Raw genomic sequence first — 20,335 nt, forward strand, 5'->3', positions numbered from 1 at the left:
CCGGCTTTCGCCGGGATGACGATTATCGACGCCCGCGCACCAGCGTGATTCCGATCGATTCGCCCTGCTCGGCGATCGCCAGCTTGACGATTCGCACCTCAACCCGGCGCACGCGCGGATCCCCGACGAACAGCGTGTCGCAGATATGCTCGGCCACTGCTTCGACCAGCGTGAAGTGCACGTCCTTGGGCAGCGCGTCGGTCGCGGCGTGCTTGACGTCCATATAGTTCTTCGAGGCCCTGAGCGGCGTGTCGGGCTCGAAGCGCTCGGGCAGGTCGATGTCCACCGTCACCGAGATGCGCAGCGGCTGCGGCAGATGCGTCTCTTCCGAATAGACGCCGGTGAGGAGTTCGACTTCCAGATCGTGCACCTGGAGCTGCAGGGAATCGGGCAACGGGCCTTGGCCTTTCAGGGGGTAACAGGCCGCGCCCAATAGCAGATGCGCGCCTGTGGGGAACCCCGCCCCTCCCGCTCGGCCGCGCCCAACATATATTCATGCTTGCGAAAGCGCCCATCGGCGCTATTGCGCGCGGCCCCGAGTCCGCATTCGGGGCGTTGTGAAGGGAATGTATGAAGTGATCGCATTGCTGCCGCTGGAGACCGTGGATCCTCAGGCCGTCGAGACTCTGCTCGACCGTGCTTTTGGTCCGGGCCGACGCGCGCGCACTGCGTACAAGGTTCGCCTTGGCACTTCGGCCATTCCCGAGCTCAGCTTCGCCGCGGTGGCGGAGGATGGCAGCCTGCTCGGCTCGATCCAGTGCTGGCCAGTGTCGCTCGAATGCGACGGCGGCGGCGCGGTGCCGATGGTGATGGTCGGCCCCGTCGCGGTCCAGCCCGATCGCCAGCAAGGCGGTATCGGCCGGATGCTGATGGAGCGGATGCTCGAAGCGGCCCAGGGCTCCCCCCTGCCCGGCGCCGATTCGCTGATGCTGATCGGCGATCCCGAATATTATGGCCGCTTCTTCGATTTCACCGCGGAAAAGACCGGCGGCTGGCGCCTGCCCGGCCCGTTCGAATCCCGCCGCCTGCTCGCGCGCGGCGCTGGCGTTCCCGCCGGCCCGGGCATGGTCGGGGCCCGTCTTCGACGAGCGGCCTGAGCCGGGCCCTTAAGGGGCTTCCAATGTAGGATTTTGTCTGCTGGAGTCGGCCGATGGCCGAACCCCAGCTTCGTTCCCGCGCCACCGGCCACCCGGCCGGGGCGCAACGGGCCGCCGAGACCGCGCTTGGCGTGTACTTCGTGTACTTTGAACCGGCCAAGCCGGCAGATTGAGGCGAATCGATGCCCTCCCCGCCCCCGCCCGACTTCGCCAATCTCTCGCTCGCCGAGATCGCGCGACTCGCCGAAGACAACCGCCTGCCGCCGGTCGAGAGCTGGAACCCGACGCATTGCGGGCATAGCGACATGCGCATCGCCCGCGACGGCACCTGGTTTCATCGGGGCTCGCCGATCGGCCGTGCGCCGATGGTCCGGCTCTTCTCGACGATCCTCCGCCGTGAGGCCGATGGCCGATTCGTCCTGGTCACTCCGGTCGAGAAGCTCGACATCGACGTAGAGGATGCCCCCTTCGTCGCGGTCGAGATGAAGCGCGAGGGCGAAGGCGAGGCGATGAAGCTCGCCTTCCGCCTCAATACCGGCGACCTCGTCACCGCAGGCCCCGAGCATGCGCTGCGCTTCGAGGAGCGGGAGGACGGCCCCCGCCCCTATCTCCATGTCCGCGGCGGGCTCGAGGCGCTGGTCAACCGCAGCGTCTATTACGAGCTGGCCGAGATCGCGCTCGCCAATGGCAGCAAGCCGCCCGGCATCTGGAGCAATGGCAGCTTCTTCGCGCTGGAGCCCGGGGCATGAGCCTCGCCGAGCGCCTGGGCGCCGCGCTGGCCGTCGATCACGCGCCGCTGCTGCTGCCCGGGGATCATTATGAGTTCGATCCCGCGGTGCGCGGCAACCCCGCCGCAGTGCTGATCGCGATCACCGATCGGGCGGTGCCGGGCGTGATCCTCACCCAGCGCACCGAGACGCTGCGCCGCCATGCCGGCCAGGTCGCCTTTCCCGGCGGCCGCATCGATCCCGAAGATGACGGGCCGATCGGCGCGGCGCTGCGCGAGGCGGAGGAAGAGATCGCGCTGCCGCCCCGCGCGGTGCAGGTCGTCGGCACCACCGACAGCTATCGCACCGTCACAAACTATGTCGTCACCCCGGTGATCGGCGTCGTCCCGCCCGACCTGCAGCTCACCCCGTCCGAGGCCGAAGTCGCCAGCGTCTTCGAGGTCCCGCTCGACTTCCTGCTCGACAGCGCCAACCAGCGCGAGCAAGTGGCGCAGTATCAGGGCCAGGAACGGCGCTATTACGAGATACTCTGGCAGGATCGCCGGATATGGGGGGCAACGGCGGCGATGCTGGTCAATCTGTCACGGCGGCTGCGATGGGCGGCATGATCCTGCCCGACGCCGAGTGGCGGCATCGTGACGGCCTTGCGCATCTGATCGAAGTGCTCGGCGACGCGCGCTTCGTCGGCGGATCGGTGCGCGACACGTTGCTCGGCATTCCGGTCTCCGACCTAGACGTGGCGACGCCGCTCCCGCCCGAGCGGGTGGTCGAGCTGCTCAAGGCGGCGAAGATTCGCGCGGTGCCCACCGGCATCGAGCACGGCACGATCACTGCGGTGCTGGAAAGCGGCCCGGTCGAAGTCACCACGCTGCGCCGCGACGTTTCCACTGACGGCCGCCGCGCCACCGTCGCCTTCACCGATGACTGGCGCGAGGATGCCGCCCGGCGCGATTTCACGATCAACGCGCTCTATGCCGATCCCGCGAGCGGCGAGATCTTCGATTATTTCGGCGGGCTGGCCGATCTGGAGGCGCGCCATGTCCGCTTCATCGGCGATCCGTTCCAGCGCATCGCCGAGGATCATCTGCGCATCCTGCGCTTCTTCCGTTTCCTGGCGCGTTTCGGCGACGTCGCCGATGCCGCGGCGCTGGAGGCCTGCACCGTCCGGGCGAAGGACCTGATGGCGCTCAGCCGCGAGCGGATCGCGGACGAGCTGCTCAAGCTGCTGGTCGCCAGGGATGCGGTTCGCGTCGTCGCGCTGATGATCGAGCGCGGCATCTTCGAACCGGTGCTGCCCGAGGTCGCGTCCGCCGCGCGCTTCTCCCATCTCGCCGATCGTGAAGCCGCCGCCGGATTCGATCCCAGCGCGATTCGCCGCCTGGCTTCGCTGATCCCGCAGGACCCGGCGCTCGCCGAGCAGATCGCCGCGCGGCTCAAGCTCTCCAATGCCCAGCGCAGGCGCCTGGCCGCGGCTGTACTGCCGCCCGAGGGCGCACCCCGCCCGCTCGCCTATCGCGCCGGTGCCGAGGCGGCGCTCGACCAGCTGCTTCTCTCCGATCGCCCGATCACCGAGGCGCTGGAGGTCCGCGACTGGCAGCCGCCGCGCCTCCCGCTCACCGGCGGCGCGATCGTGGCGCGCGGGATCAAGGCCGGGCCCGAGGTCGCGCGGCTGATGAAGCAGGTCGAAGGCGATTGGATCGCCGAGGGCTTTCCGGATGGGGACCGCGTGGCCGCGCTGGCCGATGCGGCAGTGACTCAGGCGTTGCGCTCGGCGAGCAGCTGATAGGCTTCGTCGCGCTCCAGCGCGCGCGAATAGAGGAAGCCCTGGCCATAGCTGCAGCCCAGCGCCGCCAGCGTCTGGGCAAGCTCGTTGGTCTCGATGCCCTCGGCGGTGGTCTTCATGCCCAGTGCCTGGGCAAGGCTGAGGATGGCGCGGACGATCGCCACCTTGTCGCGGTCAGCCAGCATGCCGGAGACGAAGCTGCGGTCGATCTTGAGCAGGTCGATCGGCAGCTTCTGGAGATAGGCGAGGTTCGAATAGCCGGTTCCGAAATCGTCCATCGCCAGCGTGGCGCCCATGTCCTTGAGCGCGTTCATCGTCTGGGCGATGCGGTCCGGGTCGGTGACGATCGCGCTTTCGGTCAATTCGAGGGTGAGCTTGCGCCCCTCGACCCCGTGCCGCTCGAGCGCGCTCTTCACCATCGCCGGGATATGGTCGCGCTGGAGCTGGATCGCCGAGAGGTTGACCGCAACCTTCACGCCAGCATCGCCGCCCGCCGCGCGGTCCCAGGCCGCGATCGTCTGCGCCGCCTCTTCCATCGCCCAGCGGCCGAGCGGGATGATCAGGCCCGATTCCTCGGCGACCGGGATGAAATCGTTGGGCGAGAGCGCGGTGCCATCCTCGGTGGTCCAGCGGGCCAGCGCCTCGAACGAGGTGATCCTGCCGGTCGCCAGGTCGCAGATCGGCTGGTAGCAGAGCGTCATCTGGCCATGCTCGATCGCCCGACGCAGCTCGGTCTCGATGCCGAACTGCTCGCGAGCGATGTCGAAGGTATGCGCCTGGTAGATCTCGGTGCGGCCGCTCTTCTTCGCCCGCTTCACCGCGAACTGGGCGCTGCGGACCAGATCCTCGGGGTCGCCGTCATTGTCCGAGCCCAGCGCGATGCCGATCGAGCAGTCGACGCGGATCTCGAAGTCCGAGAGGCGGAACGGGTTGGCGAGCGCGGCCTGGATCCGCTTGGCGACGTGGAGCGCGTCGCTGGGTCCTTCGTCGAGCGTCAGCAGCACGCCGAACTCGTCGCCGCCCATCCGGGCCAGCGTGTCGCGACTGCGTAGCGCGCCCTTCAACCGGCGCGCCACGGTGATCAGCAGCTCGTCGCCGGCGAGGCCGCCCATGCAGGCGTTGATTCGGCTGAACCGGTCGAGATTGACCACCAGCACGGCGAAATCGGTGATGTTGTCCGGCGAGATCGCATGCTCGAGCGCATCGGAGAAGCCGGCGCGGTTAGGCAGGCCGGTGAGGCTGTCGGTCGCCATCTCGCGGCGCAGGCTGTATTCGGTGCGCAGCTCGGAGGTGTGGTCGACCAGCGTGACCATGCAGCGCGGAAAGGCGCGGCGGTCGGCACGCTTGGCGAGCATCACCCGGAAATGCCGGGCATCGACCTCGTCGCCGAACTGCCAGCCGATCTCGCACTGCATCTCGTTCGATTCGACGAACTTCTTGAGCCGCGGCCCGAGCAGGCGGATCAGCGGCGATTCGCTGGCGATGGTGCCCAGCCCGGCGAGACGGAACGGGCGGTTGACCGCATCGAAGACGAAGCCATGGTCCTGCAACTCGATGATCGCCGCAGGCACCGGCAGCATGTCGAGCATCATCGCCGTGGCGCCCGGGCCGAAGGCATGCGGATCCACCTGCTGCGGCATGGGCAGCGGCGCCTCGACACGGCTCTTCTTCGACCTGGCGAACACCATCGCCCTCCGGCCTAGCCTCGATTGGTTAAAACCGCCTGAAACAACAGCGGTTTAGGACCCCATCAGAAGCGATTATCGCGCGGAAACCCGTTCGGCGCCATCCGGCCGGCCGCACCGCGCGCCGCGCGCCAGGGTGTGAGGTCGGTTTCGGTGCGCGTCCGGCCGCTCTCGCCGCCCATCGCCCAGCTCAACCCATCGGTCATCCGAAAGGTCCGCACATCGCTCAGCCCGCCGTCGCGGTAGCGCTGCAGCTGCACGCCCTGCCCGCGCGCCAGTTCGGCGACTTCGCTGAGCGGGAAGACCAGCAGCTTGCGGTTGTCGCCTACCGCCGCGACGGCATCGTCCTCCGCACCGATCGGACGGACCAGCTTGAGATGCGCGCCGGCCCGCGGCGTCACCACCTGCTTGCCCTTGCGCGTCTCGGCGATCACGTCCTCGGCCTTCACCACGAAGCCGCGGCCGTCATCGGCGGCAACGAGCAGCTTGGGCGCCTGGCTGGCCGGCAGCAGCGCAACGATGTTCCGCTCACCCTCCAGATCGATCATCAGCCGCACCGGCTCGCCGAACCCGCGCCCGCCGGGCAGCTTGTCCGCCGCCAGCGTGTAGAAGCGGCCATTGTCGGCGGCGAGGAGCAGCTTGTCGGTCGTCTGGGCATGGAAGGCCAGATAGGCCGCATCGCCTTCCTTGAACTTCAGCGCCTCGCCCGAGAGATCCTCGACATGCCCCTTCATCGCGCGGATCCAGCCGCGTGCCGAGAGGATCACGGTGATCGGCTCGCGCTCGATCATCGCCTCGAGCGGGATCTCGCGCGCCACTGCGGCTTCTTCCACCACGGTGCGGCGACGGCCCAGCGCCGTCTCCAGCCCATAGCGCTCGATCATCCTGGCGAGATCGCGCTTCATCCGGGTGCGCTGGCGCGCGTCGGAGGAGAGCAGCAGCTCGAGATCGGCCTTTTCCTTGAGCAGCGCCTCCTGCTCGCGCTTCAGCTCCATCTCCTCGAGCTTGCGCAGGCTGCGCAGCCGCATGTTGAGGATCGCTTCGGCCTGACGGTCGGTCAGCTCGAACTCGGCCATCATCACGGCCTTGGGCTCGTCCTCGGTGCGGATGATCTCGATCACCCGATCGAGGTTGAGGAAGGCGATGATGTAGCCACCGACCAGCTCGAGCCGGTCGGCAATCTTGTTCAGCCGGTGCTCGGACTTGCGGCGCAGCACCACGAACTGATGCTCGACCCAACCCAGCAACGCTTCCTGCAGGCTCATCACCCGCGGCGTACGATGCTTGTCGAGCACGTTGAGGTTGAGCGGCACGCGCGTCTCGAGGTCCGACAGCCGATAGAGGCTGTTGATCAGATCCTCGGCCACCACCGTGCGGCTGCGCGGCTCCAGCACGATGCGGATATCCTCGGCGCTCTCGTCGCGGACATCGCCGAGGATCGGCAGCTTCTTCTCGTTGATGAGATCGGCGATCCCCTCGATCAGCTTGCCCTTCTGGACGCCGTAGGGGATCTCGGAGACGACGAGATGCCAGCCGCCGCCCTTCTCGGTAATTTTCTCGATCTTCGCCCTTACACGGAAACCGCCGCGGCCGGTGTTGTAGGCCTCGGCGATCGCCGCCGGGCTGTCGACGACGATGCCGCCGGTCGGGAAATCCGGGCCCTGGACATAATCGAGGACATTGGCCTGGGGATTGTCGATCAGCGCCACCGCGGCGTTCATCAGCTCGGCGGCATTGTGCGGCGGGATGCTCGTTGCCATGCCGACCGCGATGCCGGCGGCGCCATTGGCGAGCAGGTTGGGGAACAGGCCCGGGAAAAGCTCGGGCTCCTCGTCCTCGCCATTATAGGTCGGGCGGAAATCGACGGCGTTCTCGTCGAGCCCGTCCATCAGGTCGATGGCGACCTGGGTGAGCCGCGCCTCGGTGTAGCGATAGGCGGCGGCGTTATCGCCGTCGATATTGCCGAAATTGCCCTGGCCGTCGACCAGCGGGTAGCGCAGCGCAAAGGTCTGGGCGAGGCGGACCATCGCGTCATAGACCGACTGATCGCCATGCGGGTGGTATTTACCGATGACGTCGCCGACGACGCGGGCGCACTTCTTGTAGCCCGAGGCGGGATCGAGGCGCAGCAGCCGCATCGCCCAGAGCAGGCGGCGGTGGACCGGCTTCAGTCCGTCGCGGACATCGGGCAGCGAGCGCGCAGTGATCGTCGAGAGCGCATAGACGAGGTAGCGCTCGGAAAGCGCGCTGTCGAAGGGTACATCGGAAGGCGCGCCGGGGTCTTGGAGTTCGGTGTCGAGGCTCATTGCCGCACCCGGATAGCAGCAGCGGAAGCAAAGCGCCAAGCCGTGCGACGGCAATGGCGCGCCGGCTTCCTAAGTGAACGGCCTGTCAATAAATTTACAGAGCCCGGAAACGGCAGGAAACTGCCATTTCCAGGCCCATTCTCGCCAAGGTCACGCTCGGAAAATGTTGACTCCGTTGACTCCCCACACGCGGCGCGGAGCGACCGAGACAAAGGATCAGTGTGCAAATGCTGAACATGGCCGGCCATGCCGGAACCAAAGCAGAACACTTCCAACATTACCAGCGGAATTGCCCCGCAGTGCGGGTCAGTTCATGCCCCCCGAACAGGAATTGCCCGCACTGGGCTTGCCGCATCCGAACGACGGCTTGTTGCGGAAATTCTCCGCCGAGCCATTTTCGTTGCGCGTTTCCAGTTCCTTCCACTCCGCCTTGGTGAGGCAGTAGCGCTTGGGCAGGATCGTCCCGACCGGAACGATCGAGCGGCAGATCTTCTTCTCGGGCGTGGCCGCCGCGGCGGCGACCTGCTGAACCGGCGCATCCTGCGCGGAAACCAGCATCAAACCGGCAATCGGCAACAACATCGAACGCAGCATTTCCCATCCCCCATCTGGAAAGTGGCGATGCTGTTTGAAAATTCACGAAAGCGCAAGTTCCCGTACGTTTCCAGATGTTTCCGCAACAATATTTCACGCACCTCCAAGCCGTTCGACCCGTCTGCCCGGGCTAATTCTCCACCTTTTTCAAACCCCGTCTGCGGGATTGTCGTTGCGGCTCCGTATTGGCTGCACAGGGGAACAAGACCGGAGGTAAAGTACATGCGTAATTCGATGTTGTTCTTCGCGGCCACTGCAACGCTGTTCGGCGCGCAGGCTGCCCTTGCCCAGGAAAGCGAGCAGGCCCCGGCCAAGGCATTTGCCGGCCCGCGCGCCGAAGTCACGGTCGGCATCGACCAGAGCAACGACGATGCCTTTGCCGGCGGATCGGAGCTGACCAGCATGCGCGTGGGTGGCGCGGTCGGCTATGACGTGGCGATCGGCAAGCGCGTCACGCTGGGCATCGAGGCCGGCATCGGCTGGGGCATCGCAGGCCATACGCCGGTGATGTCGACCGCCGGTGCGACGCCCTATTCGATCAGCGCGGGCCATGACGCCGACATCTCGGCGCGGATCGGCTATGCGCTCAGCCCGAAGACGCTGATCTATGCCAAGGCCGGCTGGGCGGACGCGGCCTATCGCCTGACGACCGGCAACGAGGCCTATTACGACAATAACGACAAGGGCGTGCGCTTCGGCGCCGGCATCGAACAGAAGCTGACCAAGCAGGTCTATGCCAAGGCCGAATATCGCTACTCGATGTACGGCAATGCCGGCTACGAGCAGGACACCGGCCGCCACCAGCTGCTGACCGGTATCGGCGTGCGCTTCTGACGTTCAGGGCGAGGGTGGCGCCGGTGCGCCACCCTCCATGCTCCGCCTTTGTCGCGCCGCTGTCGGCTTCCGTCGAACCATCGTGCGGAAGCAGCGGCCTGCCTCCGACCTGATCGCGAGGGGCAGTTCCAACAAAGGTATCCCATGCGTACATCCATCATGCTCATCGCCGCAGCCGCGGCTTCGTTGCTCGGCGCCACCACCGCTTTCGCCCAGGAAGGCACCACGACCACGGAAACCGCGTCGGATGCCGGCGCCGCGCGGAAAAAGGCATTCACCGGGCTTCGCGCCGAGGCGACGATCGGCTTCGACCAGAGCGATGCCAACGCGGTCGGCGACAATCTGCCGGGCATGCGCGTCGGCGGCGCGGTCGGCTATGACCTTGCGATCGGCAAGACCTTCACGATCGGCGCCGAAGCCGGCATCGGCTGGAACGTGCTCGGCAACACCAGCCTCGGCTACCTCCACCCGGACGGCGAGGTGATCAACTACCGCGCCAGCGCCGCGCACGACATCGACGTCTCGCTTCGCATCGGCGCCAAGATCGACCGGAAGACGCTGGCCTATGTCAAGGCAGGCTGGGCCGATGCCGCCTATCGCTACCAGTTCTCCACGCCGGACTGGGGCACGCAATATGGCCATAACGACGACGGCATCCGCGTCGGCGCGGGCATCGAGCACATGCTCACCAAGCGCGTCTATGCGAAGGCCGAGTATCGCTTCACCAAATATGACGACATCGCCGACTCCAACCGCCACCAGCTGCTGACCGGCGTCGGCGTGCGCTTCTAGCCGCCCTTCGGGGGGACGAGCGCCTGGTGCGGATCGTCCCCCATCGACGCCTTCACTTCCGCCATCAGCCAGTCGCGAAAGGCGCGGATCTTGGGCTGGCTGCGCTTGCCCTCGGCATACATCAGCCAGAAGGCGTTCCGGTAATAGGCGCGCTGGGGCAGGACCTGGACGAGCTGGCCGGACTGGACCGCGCCCAGCCACATCGGCGCGCTGAGGATGGCGACGCCGTGGCCGGCGATCGCGGCATTGCCGTCGAGGATCTGCGAATCGAAGCGTACGCCCGCCTGATTGTTCGCGGGCGCTTCTCCCATCGCCGCGGCGAACCACAAGTCCCACCAGTCGTCGTGCGGCGATACGCGCGGCAACTCGAGCAGATCAGCCGGGGTGCGGACCTGCGGGTGCCTGGCGAGCAGCGCCGGGCTGGCGAAGGGCGCCACCGGCATCCGCATCAGGAAATGGCAGCTGTGCCCGGCGATCGGCCCCGGCGCGCCGCGCAGCGCGACGTCGGCCTCGCCCGCGAGCAGATCGACCATGTCGTCGCCGACATGCAGCCGCACTGCCAGCTCGGGCCGGGCGAGCTGGAACGAGCCGAGCCGCCCCGCCAGCCAGTTGGTCGCCAGCGTGCGCGGCGCCGTGATCCGCATCACGCTCTCGCTTTCGGCATGCACCGCGGCAAAGGCATCGCCCATCGCGTCGAACGCCGTGGTGATCTGCGGCGCGATCCGGCGGCCGAGATCGGTGAGCGCGATGCCGCGGCCGCTGCGCGCGAACAGCGGCGCGCCCAGCCGCTCCTCGAGCAGCTTCATCTGATAGCTGACCGCAGCCTGGGTCATCCCCAGCTCTTCGGCAGCGCGGGTGAAATTGCCGTGCCGGGCAGCGGCTTCGAACACGCGGACAGCGGCGAGAGGCGGCAGGCGACGCATCGCATCTTATAAGCATGGCTTATGCGTTCTGGCCAATGATTTGTTGGCCTGAACCGGCGCGCGGGGGCAGATGGAGGGGGTGCCGAGCATGGCGCAGCATCCAAGGAAACAAGCCATGATGAAGACCCTGATCCCCCTCGCCCTGATCCTCTCGCCCGCGGCGATCCCGCTGGCGGCCAAGGCCCAGCAGGCCGATGCCGGCGTCCGCGTTTCCTATGCGGACCTCGACCTTTCGCGCGCCGCCGATCGCGCCGCGCTCGACCGCCGCCTCGCCCGGGCACTCGACCGGGCCTGCCCCGTCGAGCGCCCCGGCTATCTCACCCAGTCGCCCGAGGCGCTGCGCTGCCAGGCGCTGGCCCGGCAGCAGATCGCCGAGGCCCGCCAGCAGGCACTGGCGCAGCGCAGCGGCGCGGTGCGCATCTCCGCCAATCCCTGATTGATCCCTCGGACGGCGAAGAGGCGGGCAGGCTGCAACCGCGCCCGCCACCCGTTCATCGATAAGCCTTGCTGATGCCGCCGGGAGCGATCCCGAAAAGGGAAAGGCGAACCGATCCAGACGGTTTGGGACCGTCACAAAATATGGTTACTCCTTGGGCAAGGAACAGGGAGACAGTGATGCGAGTCGTTTGGGCTTTGGCGGCGCTTGCGCTGCTTGCGGGATGCGATGACGTCACGCGCGCGCCCACCGATGCCAAGGGCCAGTCCGAATTCGCCTCGTCGGCGAATGCCGAGGCCTTCGCCTCGACCGGCAGCGGCTTCGACTATCGCTATGCCTATCGCCTGCCCGGCGCGAAGGTGAAGGGCGTGCTCCAGTCCAATGCCGACGCGTGCGACCGGATCGGCCCGGCGCGCTGCCGCATCCTGGCGATGCGCTACCGCGTCGACGAGGGCAACAAGACCCGCGCCGTCCTCACCATCCGCATCGATCCCTCGATCGCCCGCGCCTTTGGCGACGCGGTGACCAGGAACGTCACCGGATCGGACGGCGTGCTGACCGACACCGAGATCACCGGCGCCGATTCGACCGCCACCGCCCGCAGCGTCGCGGTGATCAAGCGGCTGCAGGACCAGCTGCAGAACGCCCGCGCCGTCGCCACGCCCGAGGGCCAGGCACGCGCCGCCCGCATCCAGAACGCGCTGTCGACGATCGCCGAAGTGGAAGCGAGCCAGGGCCAGACGCTGGCCAACGCGCCGATGCTGTTCACCTATGAATCGAGCAGCGCGCTGACCGGGCTGGGCTCGTCCGAGGCGAATTTCCGCACTGCCGGACAGACTCTGGAGAATTCGGTGGCCCAGCTCGTCCAGGTGCTGGCCAGCGTCGGCCCCTGGTGCCTGCTGATGCTCGTGGTGGTGCTGCTGCTGCGCTGGATCATCCATGGCCGCGCGATCGGCTCCGACAGCGAGCCGCGCCGCGAGGACAGCTATGACGACATCCACAATGGCGGCCATGGCGATCATGCCCGCCGCGATCGGGGCGACAATCGCAACCTGATCCAGCGCTGGTTCTCGCGCGATGACGAGGAAGAGCCCGCGCACTGAGTTGCAGGCAAGCGCCGCGCAGCGATCTTTCGGCAAGCGGGGACGGCATACGCCTCCCCGCTTGCTTTTTGCCTTAGTTATGTAATGTTATAACATATATAGCCAAGGGAGAGATGCGATGGCGAAGCCGAACCGCTGGATCTTGCTGGGGAGCGGCAGCCTGGCTGCGATACTGGTCGCCGGGGCATGCGTGATGCTGTTCACCTCGGCCCCGCTGCTGATCCACAAGCAGGCCGAGACGCTGAACAGCTACGACATCGCCGAGCCGCCGCCCGCGCTGGCATCCGTGGCAAGCCCCGCCCCTGCCGTGGAACCAGGCCCGGGCGAAGCGATGGCAACGGCCGATGCGATTGCCGTCAACGTGCCGCAGATCGCGTACAGCTACACGCTCGGCTATCGGCTGCCAGCCGGCAGGATCGCAGCGGCGCAGCAGGCGCATGTCGACCTGTGCAACAAGCTCGGCCCGCGCTGCCAGCTCGTCGCGATGCAGCGCGCCAGCGACGATGACGGCGTCACCCAGGCGAGCCTGAAGCTGCGTATCGCCAGTTCGCTGGCGCAGAAGGTCTCGGCCGACTTCACCCGTACCGTCGGCGCTGCGGGTGGACGGGCGGTCGATACCGAGATCTCCGCAGAGGACGTCTCGAAGGACATGGTCGACACCGCCGCGCGGCTGCGCCAGCGCGAGATACTGGTCTCGCGCCTCACCGAGATGCTGCGCGGGCGCCAGGGCAAGGTGGGCGAGCTGGTCGAGGCAGAGCGCAGCGTCGCCCAGGCGCAGGAGGAACTCGACCAGGCCAAGGGCTGGCTGGGCGAGTTGAAGGGCCGCGTCGCCTATTCGAACTTCGCGATCAGCTACACGCCGACCACCGCCCCGGTGGCCGCGCCGACGCAGCAGGGCTTCTTCGGCCAGATCGGCGATGCGGTGCTGCAATCGGCCGCCACCGTGATCGCCGCGCTGCGATCGCTGATCGTGCTGCTGATCTTCCTGCTGCCCTGGGCGGTGCTGGCGATTCCGGCGCTTCTGCTGCTGCGCCCTGCACTGCGCCGCTGGCGCCGCGCGGGGCTGGAGCCCGTTAACGAGGATGTGTAATTGCGCGCTACCCGCCCTTTCGTTATAGCGCGCCTCACGCCCCGGCAGGTTCGCGGATTCCCCGCGCCGCCGGGGCAAGGTTTTTCCAGGGGAAAAGGCACGCGATGGCACGCCGCCGGCAGATCTACGAAGGCAAGGCTAAGATCCTCTACGAGGGTCCGGAGCCCGGCACGCTTATCCAGTATTTCAAGGACGATGCGACTGCCTTCAACGCCCAGAAAAAGGGCACGATCAACGGCAAGGGCGTGCTGAACAACCGGATTTCCGAGCATGTCTTCACGCTGCTCGCTGGCATCGGCATCCCGACCCACTTCATCCGCCGCCTCAACATGCGCGAGCAGCTGATCCGCCAGGTCGAGATCGTGCCGATCGAGGTGGTGGTGCGCAACGTCGTCGCCGGCTCGCTCTCGAAGAAGCTCGGGATCGAGGAAGGCACCCCGCTGCCGCGCACGATCATCGAATATTACTACAAGGACGACGCGCTCGGCGATCCGATGGTCACCGACGAGCACATCCTCTGCTTCGGCTGGGCAAGCCAGGAAGAGCTGCACGACATGGCCGACATGGCCATTCGCGTGAACGACTTCCTCTCGGGCCTGTTCGCCGGGATCGGCATCCGCCTGGTCGACTTCAAGCTCGAGTTCGGCAGGATCTGGGACGGCGATTTCGGCCGCATCATCCTGGCCGACGAGATCAGCCCGGACGGCTGCCGCCTGTGGGACATGGCCACCGGCGAGAAGCTCGACAAGGATCGCTTCCGCCGCGATCTGGGCGGCGAGGTCGAAGCCTATCAGGAAGTCGCGCGCCGGCTGGGCCTGCTGCCCGAGGGCGAGGCCGATTCGGCCGTGCTCGACATGGAAAGCCACCGCAAGCGCCGGGGCAAGTAAGGCTTTCCGGTCATCTCCATGCATTCCGTCATCCCGGCGAAAGCCGGGATCTCAAGCGGCTCCTTCCCGAGCGCCATCGCCTGAGATCCCGGCTTTCGCCGGGATGACGCGCATCTAGGCGCGGAAAATCACGTGCTTTGGGTTGCAGCCCGGCGCACTCCGCGCCATAGGCGCTGCCCATGAAGCTCCGCATCATCGTCACCTTGAAGAACGGCGTGCTCGACCCCCAGGGCAAGGCCATCCAGCACGCCCTGGGCGGCCTCGGCTTTGACGGCGTCGAAGACGTCCGCGCCGGCAAGATCTTCGAACTCGTGCTCGCCGACGGCACCAGCGACGAGGCCATCGACGAGATGTGCCGCAAGCTGCTCGCCAACACGGTCATCGAGAACTACCGGGTGGAAAAGCTGTGAAGACCGCAGTCATCGTCTTCCCGGGCTCCAACTGCGATCGCGACATCGCAGTCGCGCTGGAGGCGGTGACGGGCGTCAAGCCCGCCATGGTCTGGCACGGCGAGACCGAACTGCCCCAGGGGCTGGGCCTGATCGCCCTGCCCGGCGGCTTCTCGTACGGCGACTATCTCCGCTGCGGCGCGATCGCCGCGCGATCGCCGGTGGTGAAGGCGGTGATCGAGGCGGCCGACAAGGGCATGCCGGTGATCGGCATCTGCAACGGCTTCCAGGTGCTCACCGAGACCGGGCTGCTGCCCGGCGCGCTGATGCGCAATTCGGGCCTGAACTTCGTCTGCCGCGACGTGCCGCTGACCGTGGACAATGCGCAGTCGATCTTCACCTCGGGCTATCGCGCGGGTGAGCAGATCACGATCCCGGTGGCGCATCACGACGGCAACTACTTCGCCGACGATGATACGCTCGACCGGATCGAGGGCGAAGGCCGCGTCGCCTTCCGCTATGCCGCCGACATCAACGGATCGGCGCGCAACATCGCCGGCGTGCTCAACAAGGCGGGCAATGTGCTCGGCATGATGCCGCACCCTGAGCGCCGCATCGAAGCCGCGCATGGCGGCACCGACGGCCGCCGGATGTTCGAGGGCTTGCTCGAGGCCGTCGCCTGAGCCATCCCCTTCCCCCGGGGAGCAGCAAGTTCCGGGGGGATAGCATGATCGAGAGCCGGTTGTTCGCGGGCGAGAAGCTGCTGTGGAGCGGCCAACCCTGGCAGGGACTGTTCCTGCTGCGCGCCATCGACATCTTCCTCGTGCCCTTCAGCCTGTTCTGGATCGGCTTCGTGGCGTTCTGGAACTATATGGTCTGGATCGCTCCGGCCGGGCCCGCACCCCTGCCCTTCCAGCTCTTCGGTCTGGCCTTTCTGGCGATCGGCGTCTTCTTCGTGATCGGCCGCTTCTTCGTCGATGCATGGCTGCGCGCCCGCACCAGCTATGCGGTGACGACCCAGCGCGTGCTGATCGAGCGGAGCGGCCCATTCCGCAGCTCCAAGTCGCTCGACATCGCGCGGCTACCTGTGCTCGAGCTCAGCGAACGCGGTGACGGATCGGGCAGCATTCGGTTCGACAACAACCGCTCCTGGTTTCACGGCAACAACAATATCGGAGTCTGGATCGCATCGAGCGATGCCACGCCGCGCTTCCTGCGGATCGACAATGTCCGCAATGTCTATGCGTTGATCGCAAAGCAGCAATCGTGAGACTGATTTAGCCAAATAGGCTTGTACTCGATTGCGAATCATGCGAATGCACATTCATCATGACTGCAATCGCTCTCTTTTCGCGACCGCGACCCAGCACCTGTCGACATTGACGGGCCGCTTTGCTGCGCCCGTTTTCAGGGTGTAGCTCAAGAGAGTCAGAGCGCCCGGCTTGGGACCGGGAGGTTGCAGATTCAAATCCTGTCACCCTGACCATATCCTCCAGAAACGACGCTTTTCCGTGCTTCCTTGTGGTGGCCGAACGCAATCCAGTGCGCGGTCGGTGTGTGGAACCGATGATAGACGGGTGCAAATCCCTCCGGTCACACCAGGAAGCAGACGGGTCCGGGTGGCGAAATGGGAACGCAGCGGATTGCAAACCCGCGACGAGCCGGTTCGATTCCGGCCCCGGACTCCATTCCCTCTAGAACCTATTTGGTTCTGGATTTCCCTGGTCATACGCCATCGATCGGCGAACCTCTCCACGAAAAGGGGCGGCCCCGGCATGCCGGCGACCGCCCTTTCCCGTGACGAAATCCGATCAGTGCATCGAGCCGAACTCGACCCCTGTCGACGCAGCCAGCCCCGGCGTCGGGAAGGACAGCGGCCTGCCGCCGCCCGCCACCCGGAAGCGCGCGGCCTGCTCGGCCAGGATGCCGACTTCGCCGGTGAGGTTGCGCGCCGCGGCCGAGGTCTCCTCGACCATCGCCGCATTCTGCTGGGTCGACTGGTCCATCGTGCTGATCGCCGAGCTGATCTCGCTGATCACGCTGGACTGGGCACGGTTGTCGGTCGCCATCTGGTTGAGCAACTCATGCACGCCGCTGACATCCTCGGCGATATGCGCCAGCGCGCCGTCGACCTTCTCCACCATCGCCACTGCGGCCACGATATCGACCTGCGTCGCCGTGAGCTGCTCGCGGGCACGGCCAGCCTCTTCCTCGGCGCGCATGGCGAGCGCGGAGACGAGATCGGCGACGACCGCGAAACCCCTGCCCGCCTCGCCGGCGCGACCCGCCTCGACGGCGGCGTTCATTGCGAGAACGCGCGTCTGGAAGGCGATCTTGTCGAGGCCCTCGATTACGCTGTCGATGCCCTTGGCGCTGTCGTTGACGCGGTTCATCGCCTGCACGGCCTCGTCCACCACCTGGCGACCGTCCGAAACCGTCGCGGTAGCGCCATCGGCACGCTCGACGGTGCGATTGGCCGCTTCCGCCGTCGCCTTCAGCCGCTGGTCCATCTGGCTGATCGCGGCCGTGGTCTGCTCCAGGCTGGCGGCATTCGCCTCGGTGCGGCGTGCAAGGCTCTCCGAAGCCTGGGCGATCTCGCCCGAGCCGCTGCGGATCGCGACCGTGCTGTCGGTCACCGCGCCGAGCAGCGTGCGCAGCGAGGCAAGCGCCGCGTTGAAATTGTCGCGCAGCCGGGCATAGGTGGCCGGATATTCCTCGACGATGTCGGCGGTCAGGTCCCCCTGCGCCAGGCGCTCGAGATTGCCGGTCATGCCGCGCACGATCTCGCCGTGGCGCTCCGCCTCTTCGTTCTGCCGGATCTGCGCCGCCGCAGCGTCACGGAACGTGAACATCGCCTTGGTGAGGCGGCCCACGCAATCCCGGTATTCGGTGAACTGGATCGGGCTGGCCAGGTCGCCGGCGGCAAGCGCCTCCATGCGCACCACGGTGGTGACATAGGGATCGGCGATCGCCTTGCGATACCAGACGCCAAGCCCCGCCGCAGCCACGGTGGCAGCGATGCCAACCGTCAGGGCAAGCGCGGGAAACAGCAGAAGGGCAAGCGGCGTAAGTGCGACGAGCGCCGCCATCGAGCCGAACGCTACCAGCAGCTTCCGACGAATGGGCGCGTTAGCGACGAACCAGTGCATGGGCAGTCCCTCAGAATCCGCAACGAAATGTTGCCAGCTCCGAGCATTATAGAGAGTTCAACTATGGGTATTGTCGCTTCGACAATATACGTAACAATAATTTTCTCCTTTGCGCACAATTACATAAATTACGCAAAGTTGATCGTTACGCCCGGACTTCCAGCCACGCCAGAATGTCGCCCATCACGCTTTCCTTGCCCAGATCGGCAAGCAGATCATGATAATGGCCCTCATAGAGCTTGAGCGTCTTGTCGCTCGAGCCGGCGGTTTTGTAGAAGAATTCGCTGCCATGATAGACGGTCGCGCGATCCGCGGTGCCGTGCAGGATGAGCAGCGGGAGGGTGACGGTGGGGAATTCGTCATGCAGCCGCTCATCGGCCCGCACCAGCGCGGCGACGGTGGCAGCCGGCTGGGTTTCGTCCTTGATATAGGGATCGGCGTTGAGCGCTGCGACATGCGCCGGATCGCGCGAGAAGTCCTCGTTCTTGAGCTTGAGCACGCCGAGGTGCGGCGCGATGTGGCTCAGCCCCTTGATCGCAGCCAGCGCAAAGGCCGGCGCCGGCACCTGGAAGGCAAAATCCTCGCAGATGAAGCCGGCGAGCTGGGCCTGGTTGTCGAGCACATAGGTCGCGCTGACGACTCCGCCGGCGCTGTGGCCGAGCAGGAAGGTCTTGAGCCCCGGGTGGCGCGACTTGGCGATTGCGATCGCACCGCCGAGATCGTCGACATATTCGCCGACCTTCTCGACATAGAAGCGCTCGCCGTCGGAGCGGCCACGACCGCGCAGATCGGCGGCATAGACGGCGAAGCCCTTCTCCACGAGCCGTTCGGCGACCCAGGCATATTGGCCGCTATGCGAGTTGAAGCCGTGGCAGATCACCACCACCGCGCGCGGCGCGCCCTCGGGCAGCCAGGAGCGCAGGAAGATGTTGATATGGCCGGTGCTGCCGAACGTCTCTTCCGTGGTCGCCATGGGATTGCCCTCCGCCCTCGAGTTGGTGCCGCAGGATGCCAGTGCCGCGCGCGTGCGTCAGCCCACTCCTTCGGGTAATTGCAGCTATTCGATTTTGCCCGGCGCATTGCGCGCGAATATCGGGGTGGTGCGGGCGAGGATCAGCAGCGCGCTCGGCCAGAACAGCGTGTTCCACACATCCTTCCAATTGCCCCAGAGATCGATGCGCGTGTGATAGGCCAGGCTGTCGCGCAGGTCCCAGGCCTCGCCGAGCAGCGCCGCCGTGCACGCCACCGCCCAGGGCTTCCAGCTGCGGAGCGGCCAGCGAAACAGCAATGCGCTGCCGAGGAACAGCGTGAGCCCGACATAGATGTGGAGCGCATCCTTGGCGAGGTCGACATGGTGCACCAGCCAGAACTTGACCGACTGGAGCGGGCTCATCCGGATCAGACCCGCGTGGCGAAGGGGGTGAAATCGGTGTCGGTGTCGAACACGTCGACGCCCTCGCGGCGCTTGAGGAAGCCGACCACGACATAGGTGACCGGGGTGAGGATCACTTCCCACGCCACCTTGAGCGCCCACTGCGTGAAGAGCACCTGGATCACGAGCGACACCGGCCAGCCTTCCCAGCCCAGAAACGGGATCGGCAGGAAGGCGAGCGGATAGAAGATCAGGCTGTCGACCCCCTCGCCGAAGATCGTCGAGCCGATCGTGCGGGTCCACAGCATCTTGCCCCCGGTCCACAGCTTCATCCGCGCCAGCACATAGGAATTGACGAACTCGCCCGCCCAGAAGGCGCAGACCGAAGCGAAGACGATGCGCGGCACTTGGCCAAAGATCGCTTCATAGGCGGGCTGGTTCTTCCAATCGGCCGCCGGCGGCAGCTTGACCACCACCCAGGACATGAATGCCATGAACAGCACCGCGACCGTGCCCACCCAGATCACCCGGCGCGCGCGCGCATAGCCATAGACCTCGGTCAGCACGTCGCCGATGACGTACGAGATGGGGAAGAAGAGGATTCCGGCGCCGAACGGCCAATAGACGTTCCAGACCGGCAGCCACACCTGCGCGAACTTGCCCGCTCCCAGCACGTTCGACAGCAGGATGATCGCGACGAACGCGGCCATCACGAAGTCGTAATAGCGGAAATGCCCGCCCGCGATCGCATTGGCGGCCACGCGGGCCGGCCGGTTTTCCCCCTCGGTCATGCGCAAACTATGATCCCGGTTCCGCTCCCGCGCAATCCACGCTAGTGGCGGCCTGCGCGCGCCCGTAGCTCAGTTGGATAGAGCACGTGCCTTCTAAGCTCGTGGTCGCTGGTTCGAATCCAGCCGGGCGCGCCAAATTTGTGGAAGAGCCTCGCATAGGCTCGGACGCGCGTTCGCGCTTGCGAACCCTGGCGGGTTCGATGTTGCCAGCTTCGGATGCGCCATTTTTGTGGGAAGAGCCTCGCATAAGCTCGGACGCGCGGTCGCGCTTGCGAACCCTGGCGGGTTCGGTGCCGCCCGCTTCGGATGCGCCATTTTTGTGGGAAGAGCCTCGCATAAGCTCGGACGCGCGGTCGCGCTTGCGAACCCTGGCGGG

22 protein-coding genes and 3 tRNA genes are annotated in these 20,335 nt (G+C 66.4%); 16 read left to right on the top strand and 9 right to left on the bottom strand.

Annotation, left to right across the window (positions count from 1 at the left end; genetic code table 11):
- Nucleotides 1–22: 22 nt before the first annotated feature.
- Nucleotides 23–394 carry a dihydroneopterin aldolase gene (locus tag P6144_RS05620; RefSeq protein ID WP_277766718.1) on the bottom strand — a complete coding sequence of 124 codons (372 nt, stop codon included), beginning with the start codon at nucleotides 392–394 and terminating at the stop codon, nucleotides 23–25.
- Nucleotides 395–575: 181 nt separating this feature from the next.
- On the opposite strand from P6144_RS05620, the gene P6144_RS05625 reads away from it, so the two are divergent.
- The 4 genes from P6144_RS05625 (at nucleotide 576) to P6144_RS05640 (ending at nucleotide 3,608) form a co-directional block, all read left to right on the top strand.
- Nucleotides 576–1,097 (top strand): N-acetyltransferase, encoded by a 522-nt coding sequence (locus P6144_RS05625; protein ID WP_277766719.1) that lies wholly within the window; start codon nucleotides 576–578, stop codon nucleotides 1,095–1,097.
- A gap of 182 nt (nucleotides 1,098–1,279) precedes the next feature.
- A complete protein-coding gene (locus P6144_RS05630) occupies nucleotides 1,280–1,846 on the top strand; it encodes a DUF1285 domain-containing protein (protein ID WP_277766720.1) in 567 nt (188 codons plus the stop codon).
- Entirely contained in the window at nucleotides 1,843–2,433 is a 591-nt protein-coding gene (locus tag P6144_RS05635; RefSeq protein ID WP_277766721.1) for a CoA pyrophosphatase, read from the top strand. Before P6144_RS05630 ends, P6144_RS05635 begins: the two co-directional genes overlap by 4 nt.
- Nucleotides 2,421–3,608 carry a CCA tRNA nucleotidyltransferase gene (locus P6144_RS05640; RefSeq protein ID WP_277766722.1) on the top strand — a complete coding sequence of 396 codons (1,188 nt, stop codon included), beginning with the start codon at nucleotides 2,421–2,423 and terminating at the stop codon, nucleotides 3,606–3,608. The genes P6144_RS05635 and P6144_RS05640 overlap by 13 nt, the downstream gene beginning before the upstream one ends.
- Here P6144_RS05640 and P6144_RS05645 read toward each other — a convergent pair.
- The 3 genes from P6144_RS05645 to P6144_RS05655 all read right to left on the bottom strand — a co-directional run bounded on the left by P6144_RS05645 (nucleotide 3,581) and on the right by P6144_RS05655 (nucleotide 8,193).
- On the bottom strand, nucleotides 3,581–5,197 hold the full coding sequence (locus tag P6144_RS05645) for a bifunctional diguanylate cyclase/phosphodiesterase (RefSeq protein WP_277766787.1): 1,617 nt from the start codon (nucleotides 5,195–5,197) through the stop codon (nucleotides 3,581–3,583). The two genes, P6144_RS05640 and P6144_RS05645, sit on opposite strands and share 28 nt — an antisense overlap.
- 161 nt (nucleotides 5,198–5,358) lie before the next feature.
- Nucleotides 5,359–7,599: a DNA topoisomerase IV subunit A gene (gene parC / locus P6144_RS05650; protein ID WP_277766723.1), complete on the bottom strand. Its 2,241-nt coding sequence runs from the start codon at nucleotides 7,597–7,599 to the stop codon at nucleotides 5,359–5,361.
- Nucleotides 7,600–7,905: 306 nt separating this feature from the next.
- Entirely contained in the window at nucleotides 7,906–8,193 is a 288-nt protein-coding gene (locus P6144_RS05655; RefSeq protein ID WP_277766724.1) for a hypothetical protein, read from the bottom strand.
- Between the two features lie 222 nt (nucleotides 8,194–8,415).
- Here P6144_RS05655 and P6144_RS05660 point away from each other — a divergent pair, with 222 nt between their 5' ends.
- Complete coding sequence (locus P6144_RS05660; protein WP_277766725.1) at nucleotides 8,416–9,027, top strand: porin family protein; 612 nt, start codon at nucleotides 8,416–8,418, stop codon at nucleotides 9,025–9,027.
- 144 nt (nucleotides 9,028–9,171) lie between these two features.
- Nucleotides 9,172–9,819 carry an outer membrane beta-barrel protein gene (locus P6144_RS05665; protein WP_277766726.1) on the top strand — a complete coding sequence of 216 codons (648 nt, stop codon included), beginning with the start codon at nucleotides 9,172–9,174 and terminating at the stop codon, nucleotides 9,817–9,819.
- On the opposite strand, the gene P6144_RS05670 is transcribed toward P6144_RS05665, so the two are convergent.
- Entirely contained in the window at nucleotides 9,816–10,742 is a 927-nt protein-coding gene (locus tag P6144_RS05670; RefSeq protein WP_277766727.1) for a LysR substrate-binding domain-containing protein, read from the bottom strand. The genes P6144_RS05665 and P6144_RS05670 overlap by 4 nt on opposite strands.
- Before the next feature lie 115 nt (nucleotides 10,743–10,857).
- On the opposite strand from P6144_RS05670, the gene P6144_RS05675 reads away from it, so the two are divergent.
- The 9 genes from P6144_RS05675 to P6144_RS05715 all read left to right on the top strand — a co-directional run bounded on the left by P6144_RS05675 (nucleotide 10,858) and on the right by P6144_RS05715 (nucleotide 16,335).
- Nucleotides 10,858–11,178 carry a UrcA family protein gene (locus P6144_RS05675; RefSeq protein WP_277766728.1) on the top strand — a complete coding sequence of 107 codons (321 nt, stop codon included), beginning with the start codon at nucleotides 10,858–10,860 and terminating at the stop codon, nucleotides 11,176–11,178.
- Nucleotides 11,179–11,357: 179 nt separating this feature from the next.
- A complete protein-coding gene (locus tag P6144_RS05680; RefSeq protein WP_277766729.1) occupies nucleotides 11,358–12,281 on the top strand; it encodes a hypothetical protein in 924 nt (307 codons plus the stop codon).
- 118 nt (nucleotides 12,282–12,399) lie between these two features.
- On the top strand, nucleotides 12,400–13,371 hold the full coding sequence (locus P6144_RS05685; protein WP_277766730.1) for a DUF4349 domain-containing protein: 972 nt from the start codon (nucleotides 12,400–12,402) through the stop codon (nucleotides 13,369–13,371).
- A 104-nt stretch (nucleotides 13,372–13,475) separates the two neighbouring features.
- A complete protein-coding gene (purC, locus tag P6144_RS05690) occupies nucleotides 13,476–14,258 on the top strand; it encodes a phosphoribosylaminoimidazolesuccinocarboxamide synthase (RefSeq protein ID WP_277766731.1) in 783 nt (260 codons plus the stop codon).
- A gap of 179 nt (nucleotides 14,259–14,437) precedes the next feature.
- The gene (purS, locus tag P6144_RS05695) at nucleotides 14,438–14,668 is read left to right on the top strand and encodes a phosphoribosylformylglycinamidine synthase subunit PurS (RefSeq protein WP_184165456.1); all 231 of its coding nucleotides are present in this window, start codon (nucleotides 14,438–14,440) and stop codon (nucleotides 14,666–14,668) included.
- Entirely contained in the window at nucleotides 14,665–15,330 is a 666-nt protein-coding gene (gene purQ / locus P6144_RS05700; RefSeq protein WP_277766732.1) for a phosphoribosylformylglycinamidine synthase subunit PurQ, read from the top strand. The genes purS and purQ overlap by 4 nt, the downstream gene beginning before the upstream one ends.
- Nucleotides 15,331–15,374: 44 nt before the next feature.
- Nucleotides 15,375–15,917, top strand: a complete 543-nt coding sequence (locus P6144_RS05705) for a hypothetical protein (protein WP_277766733.1) — start codon at nucleotides 15,375–15,377, stop codon at nucleotides 15,915–15,917.
- Between the two features lie 138 nt (nucleotides 15,918–16,055).
- Nucleotides 16,056–16,133, top strand: a tRNA-Pro gene (locus P6144_RS05710).
- A 127-nt stretch (nucleotides 16,134–16,260) separates the two neighbouring features.
- A tRNA-Cys gene (locus P6144_RS05715) sits at nucleotides 16,261–16,335 on the top strand.
- A 123-nt stretch (nucleotides 16,336–16,458) separates the two neighbouring features.
- Here P6144_RS05715 and P6144_RS05720 read toward each other — a convergent pair.
- The 4 genes from P6144_RS05720 to P6144_RS05735 form a co-directional block, all read right to left on the bottom strand.
- Entirely contained in the window at nucleotides 16,459–17,796 is a 1,338-nt protein-coding gene (locus P6144_RS05720; RefSeq protein ID WP_277766734.1) for a methyl-accepting chemotaxis protein, read from the bottom strand.
- A 145-nt stretch (nucleotides 17,797–17,941) separates the two neighbouring features.
- Complete coding sequence (locus tag P6144_RS05725) at nucleotides 17,942–18,769, bottom strand: alpha/beta hydrolase (RefSeq protein WP_277766735.1); 828 nt, start codon at nucleotides 18,767–18,769, stop codon at nucleotides 17,942–17,944.
- A gap of 84 nt (nucleotides 18,770–18,853) precedes the next feature.
- The gene (locus P6144_RS05730) at nucleotides 18,854–19,189 is read right to left on the bottom strand and encodes a hypothetical protein (protein WP_277766736.1); all 336 of its coding nucleotides are present in this window, start codon (nucleotides 19,187–19,189) and stop codon (nucleotides 18,854–18,856) included.
- 5 nt (nucleotides 19,190–19,194) lie between these two features.
- A complete protein-coding gene (locus P6144_RS05735; RefSeq protein WP_277766737.1) occupies nucleotides 19,195–19,959 on the bottom strand; it encodes a queuosine precursor transporter in 765 nt (254 codons plus the stop codon).
- A gap of 58 nt (nucleotides 19,960–20,017) precedes the next feature.
- Between P6144_RS05735 and P6144_RS05740 the strand changes: the two genes are divergently transcribed.
- A tRNA-Arg gene (locus P6144_RS05740) sits at nucleotides 20,018–20,094 on the top strand.
- Nucleotides 20,095–20,335 lie beyond the last annotated feature (241 nt).

The sequence above is a fragment of the Sphingomonas sp. HITSZ_GF genome (assembly GCF_029543155.1).
In the GTDB taxonomy this organism is placed as follows: domain Bacteria; phylum Pseudomonadota; class Alphaproteobacteria; order Sphingomonadales; family Sphingomonadaceae; genus Sphingomonas.

What these genes read in the sequence shown, in the direction of transcription:
- P6144_RS05630 (WP_277766720.1), top strand. Translation starts at nt 1,280, where the DNA reads ATGCCCTCCCCGCCCCCGCCCGACTTCGCCAATCTCTCGCTCGCCGAG.
- P6144_RS05635 (WP_277766721.1), top strand. Translation starts at nt 1,843, where the DNA reads ATGAGCCTCGCCGAGCGCCTGGGCGCCGCGCTGGCCGTCGATCACGCG.
- P6144_RS05640 (WP_277766722.1), top strand. Translation starts at nt 2,421, where the DNA reads ATGGGCGGCATGATCCTGCCCGACGCCGAGTGGCGGCATCGTGACGGC.
- P6144_RS05645 (WP_277766787.1), bottom strand. Translation starts at nt 5,197, where the DNA reads ATGCTCGACATGCTGCCGGTGCCTGCGGCGATCATCGAGTTGCAGGAC.
- parC (WP_277766723.1), bottom strand. Translation starts at nt 7,599, where the DNA reads ATGAGCCTCGACACCGAACTCCAAGACCCCGGCGCGCCTTCCGATGTA.
- P6144_RS05655 (WP_277766724.1), bottom strand. Translation starts at nt 8,193, where the DNA reads ATGCTGCGTTCGATGTTGTTGCCGATTGCCGGTTTGATGCTGGTTTCC.
- P6144_RS05660 (WP_277766725.1), top strand. Translation starts at nt 8,416, where the DNA reads ATGCGTAATTCGATGTTGTTCTTCGCGGCCACTGCAACGCTGTTCGGC.
- P6144_RS05665 (WP_277766726.1), top strand. Translation starts at nt 9,172, where the DNA reads ATGCGTACATCCATCATGCTCATCGCCGCAGCCGCGGCTTCGTTGCTC.
- P6144_RS05670 (WP_277766727.1), bottom strand. Translation starts at nt 10,742, where the DNA reads ATGCGTCGCCTGCCGCCTCTCGCCGCTGTCCGCGTGTTCGAAGCCGCT.
- P6144_RS05675 (WP_277766728.1), top strand. Translation starts at nt 10,858, where the DNA reads ATGATGAAGACCCTGATCCCCCTCGCCCTGATCCTCTCGCCCGCGGCG.
- P6144_RS05680 (WP_277766729.1), top strand. Translation starts at nt 11,358, where the DNA reads ATGCGAGTCGTTTGGGCTTTGGCGGCGCTTGCGCTGCTTGCGGGATGC.
- P6144_RS05685 (WP_277766730.1), top strand. Translation starts at nt 12,400, where the DNA reads ATGGCGAAGCCGAACCGCTGGATCTTGCTGGGGAGCGGCAGCCTGGCT.
- purC (WP_277766731.1), top strand. Translation starts at nt 13,476, where the DNA reads ATGGCACGCCGCCGGCAGATCTACGAAGGCAAGGCTAAGATCCTCTAC.
- purS (WP_184165456.1), top strand. Translation starts at nt 14,438, where the DNA reads ATGAAGCTCCGCATCATCGTCACCTTGAAGAACGGCGTGCTCGACCCC.
- P6144_RS05705 (WP_277766733.1), top strand. Translation starts at nt 15,375, where the DNA reads ATGATCGAGAGCCGGTTGTTCGCGGGCGAGAAGCTGCTGTGGAGCGGC.
- P6144_RS05720 (WP_277766734.1), bottom strand. Translation starts at nt 17,796, where the DNA reads ATGCACTGGTTCGTCGCTAACGCGCCCATTCGTCGGAAGCTGCTGGTA.
- P6144_RS05725 (WP_277766735.1), bottom strand. Translation starts at nt 18,769, where the DNA reads ATGGCGACCACGGAAGAGACGTTCGGCAGCACCGGCCATATCAACATC.
- P6144_RS05730 (WP_277766736.1), bottom strand. Translation starts at nt 19,189, where the DNA reads ATGAGCCCGCTCCAGTCGGTCAAGTTCTGGCTGGTGCACCATGTCGAC.
- P6144_RS05735 (WP_277766737.1), bottom strand. Translation starts at nt 19,959, where the DNA reads ATGACCGAGGGGGAAAACCGGCCGGCCCGCGTGGCCGCCAATGCGATC.